This window comes from Mesorhizobium sp. P5_C1 (genome assembly GCF_054049815.1).
In genome coordinates this window covers 1-3,936 of record NZ_JBFULQ010000509.1, presented here as the reverse complement: position 1 = coordinate 3,936, position 3,936 = coordinate 1, and the positions used below count along the sequence as shown (strand labels likewise).

The following is a 3,936-nucleotide window of genomic DNA, read 5'->3' as shown; positions in this document are numbered from 1 at the left end:
ACCCTTGCCAGCTACCAGAAGCTGCTCGATCCGCAGAACAGCGTCGGCCAGGACTTTCTGCGCTTCTTCTGGAACAGCCTTTTCGTGTCGACTGCCACGACAATCCTTTCGGTGATCGTGGCTGTCCCGGCGGCCTACGCGTTTTCGCGCTTCCGTTTCCCCGGCCGGAACTTCCTGTTCTTCGCCGTGCTGCTGCGCAACATGTTCCCGGCTGTGATCTTTCTCGTGCCGCTGTTCATACTGATGCGCATGCTCGGGCTGGTGAACACGCATGGCTCGCTGATCCTCACCTATCTCACTTTCGGCCTGCCGCTGGCGATCTGGCTGCTCAAGGGCTTCTACGACAACATCCCGGTGCAGCTCGAGCAGGCGGCGCGCATCGACGGGGCAACGCGGTTCCAGGCCTTCATCCTGATCGTGATGCCGCTTTCGACGCCCGGGATCATCGCCACCGCGATCTATTCCTTCATCGGCGCGTGGAACGAGTACATCTACGCCTACACCTTCCTTTCCAAGAACGAGCAGCTGACCCTGCCGGTCGGCATCCAGCGCTTCTTCTCGGAAAACACGACGGACTTTCCGGGCCTGATGGCGGCCAGCTTTATGATGAGCGTGCCTGTCGTCGTGTTGTTCCTCGTCCTGCAGCGATACTTCGTACGCGCCCTTACAGAAGGCGCGGTCAAACACTAGGGAGTTGCCGATGGCCCACGTGGTCCTCAAAGATCTCGTCAAGACCTATGGCGGCTTCAAAGCTGTCAACAACGTTTCGCTGACGGTCAACGATGGCGAGTTCGTCGCGCTCGTCGGTCCTTCAGGCTGCGGCAAGACAACCACGCTCAATCTCGTCGCCGGGCTGATCCCGATCACGTCGGGCGACATCGTCATCGGCGACCGGGTGGTCAACGACCTCGACCCCAAGGACCGGGACATCGCAATGGTGTTCCAGAACTACGCGCTCTATCCGCAGAAATCGGTCTATAAGAATCTGGCGTTCCCCCTGCAGATGCGAAAATTGCCCAGGGACGAGATCGACAAAAAGGTCAAGGACGCGGCGCGAGTGCTCGACATGACGCACCTGCTCGAGCGCAAGCCCCGCGAACTTTCCGGCGGGCAGCAGCAGCGTGTAGCCCTGGGCCGTGCCCTCGTCCGCGACCCCGCCGTGTTCCTCATGGACGAGCCGCTCTCCAACCTCGATGCCAAGCTGCGCGTGCAGATGCGGTCGGAGATCAAGCGCTTCCACCAGGACCTCAAGGCGACGATCATCTATGTGACGCACGACCAGCTCGAAGCGGTGACCATGGCCGACAAGATGGCGGTGATGAACGGCGGCTTCCTGCAGCAATACGATTCACCGGCGCAGGTCTTTGCCCATCCGATGAACATGTTCGTCGCAAGCTTCATCGGCAGCCCGGCGATGAGCCTTATTCCTCTGCAGGCATCGACAGCGAACGGCAACACCGTGCTGACCAGCGCGGAGGGCTGGACCCTTGGGCTCTCGCCGCGCAACGCCCGCAAAGTCGCGGGGGCAACGACCAAGAAAGTCGTGCTCGGCGCACGTCACTCGACGATCAAGCTCCACAAGAGTGCAGTGCCAGGCAGCGTCCCGGCAAAGGCCTACACGGTGGAGCCGACCGGAGACGTCACCTTCGTTCAGGCGTTCCTGTCCGGCGCAATCGTCAATGTCAGCGTGCCGCCGACCATTGCCGTCGCGCCCGATGAGCAGATCTGGCTCGAGTTCGACCAGGAGCGCATGCATCTGTTCGACGGCGAAACTGAAATGGCCCTCAAGGCCGATTGAGACCGGGCGGATGCTTGTGGGACGTGGGCTTGGATGACTACGAAGCTTAAGATCACTGCGATCAAGCCCTATCCGGTGTGGGTGGGAACGCGCAACCAGATGCTCGTCAAGGTCGAGACCGATCACGGCATTTTCGGCTGGGGCGAGAGCGGCTTGAGCGGTCGCGAGAGGGCCGTGGCCGGCGCGGTCGAGCACTATCGCGAGTTTCTCATCGGCCGCGATCCCATGCAGATCGGGCGGATCTGGCAGGAAGTCTATCGCAGCCAGTACTTCGAAGGCGGGCGCGTTCTGCAGGCGGCGATTTCCGCCATCGACATCGCCCTTCACGACATCAAGGGCAAGGCGCTTGGAGTGCCGGTGTACGAACTGCTCGGCGGCAAGCAGCGCGACCGCATCCCCACCTTCGCCTCGACCGGAGACGAGGCCGAGGGCGATGTTGCCATCGAACGAGCCCGCGAACTGCGCGCACAGGGGTGGCAGGCGATCCGCTTCTTCCCCGTCGGGCAAAGCAGCAGGGACATCTTCGAGCCTCGCGAATCTATCGGCGCTACCGCGAGCATGCTGAACAAGGCGCGCGAGGCACTGGGCGACGACGTCGTCCTCGGCATCGACTATCACCATCGGCTGTCGGTGGCCGAGGCGGCCAGCTTCTGCAACAAGCTCGGCCGTGGCGTGCTTGATTTCCTCGAGGAGCCGATACGCGACGAGACACCGGAGGCCTACGAATCCCTGCGGACGATGACCGACATCCCCTTTGCCATCGGCGAKGAATTTGCCAGCAAGTGGCAGTTCCTCCCCTACATCGAGCGCGGCATCCATCAGTTCAACCGGCTCGATATCTGCAATGTCGGCGGGTTCACCGAGGCGATGAAAGTCGCTGGCTGGAGCGAGGCGCACTATGTGGACCTGATGCCGCACAATCCCCTTGGCCCAGTGTGCACGGCCGCGACCGTGCATCTCGCTGCCGCGGTACCCAACTTCGCATGGCTTGAGACTAGGGCGCCCGAAAGAAAGCTGGGCTTCGACAATTCCAACTTCTTCCCCGTGCAACCACGGCTCGACGGCCCCAATTATCCGGTCAGCGACCTGCCGGGGCTCGGCGTCGAGGTCAACGAAGAGGCAGTCCAGGCGGAGAGCTTTCGTTTTTGGGAAGCGCCTCACCTTAAGCGCCGCGACGGTTCTGTTACCAACTGGTAGTTCCATCCACCGGAGTCTAAAATGACGCATACCCCCGACATTACGCGACCGCCTAAGGACCTGATCGACGCGCTAAGGGAAATCGGCGCCGCGACGGTTGCCGGCACACTTGGCCACATGGGCTTCCGCAATCCGCACATGGTTGGTCCCGTGCCGCAAAACCACGGGAAGTCGATCGTCGGGCCGGCGCTGACGCTACAGTTCCTGCCGCAGCGGCCGGACCTCTTCAACGAGGGAGAATATGCCGATCCGGAGACGCAACTGCACCGGCACGTGCTCTATCACGCGCAGGAGGGCGACGTGGTCGTGGTCGACGCGCGTGGCGACATGAGCTCTGGCGTCTTCGGCGATATGATGTCGACGTATTTCAAGGGCAGAGGCGGCGCGGGCATCGTCATCGATGGATGCATGCGCGACCGGCCCAATGTCGAAAAGCTCGATCTGCCGCTATGGCTGCGCGGCTGGACGCCAAATTATCATGTGCAGACCAGCATCTATCCCAATGCCGTCAACGTTCCGATTGCCTGTGGCGGTGTCACGGTGATCCCCGGCGACATCATCGTCGCCGACGACGACGGGGTGGTGGTGCTTCCCGTGGCAATGGCCGCAAAAGTGATCGATGAATCGCAGAAGCATCACGATTGGGAGGAGTTCTCACGAGCGAAGCTCATGGAGGGCGGGTCCTTGCAACGATATTATCCCCTGCATGACGATGCCCGCGGGGAATACGAGGCGTGGCGCCAAGCCAACTCCAGATCTTGATGGACGGGACGTTGGTCGCGTCTTTCCATACGTGACAACGCATCAAACTACCTCTGAAGGCGCCGCCAGCGAAAAATGAGAAACGCCCGTCACCGTGAGGCAGCGGCCCCCCTGGGACGCCAAATTGGCGACACCAATGAAGCGGCGGCGCTAGGCGTGGCGACAGTCTCCCGACTCCC

General features: G+C 61.8%; 4 protein-coding genes. All 4 read left to right on the top strand.

Annotation, left to right across the window (positions count from 1 at the left end; genetic code table 11):
- On the top strand, positions 1 to 690 hold a 690-nt coding region (locus tag ACXJ7R_RS26820), incomplete at its 5' end, for a carbohydrate ABC transporter permease (protein WP_457154465.1).
- A 10-nt stretch (positions 691 to 700) separates the two neighbouring features.
- Positions 701 to 1,798 (top strand): ABC transporter ATP-binding protein, encoded by a 1,098-nt coding sequence (locus tag ACXJ7R_RS26815; RefSeq protein ID WP_457154464.1) that lies wholly within the window; start codon positions 701 to 703, stop codon positions 1,796 to 1,798.
- Positions 1,799 to 1,831: 33 nt separating this feature from the next.
- Positions 1,832 to 2,995, top strand: a complete 1,164-nt coding sequence (locus ACXJ7R_RS26810) for a mandelate racemase/muconate lactonizing enzyme family protein (RefSeq protein WP_457154463.1) — start codon at positions 1,832 to 1,834, stop codon at positions 2,993 to 2,995.
- Positions 2,996 to 3,016: 21 nt separating this feature from the next.
- Positions 3,017 to 3,757: a ribonuclease activity regulator RraA gene (locus tag ACXJ7R_RS26805; protein ID WP_457154462.1), complete on the top strand. Its 741-nt coding sequence runs from the start codon at positions 3,017 to 3,019 to the stop codon at positions 3,755 to 3,757.
- The last annotated feature ends 179 nt before the right edge of the window (positions 3,758 to 3,936 follow it).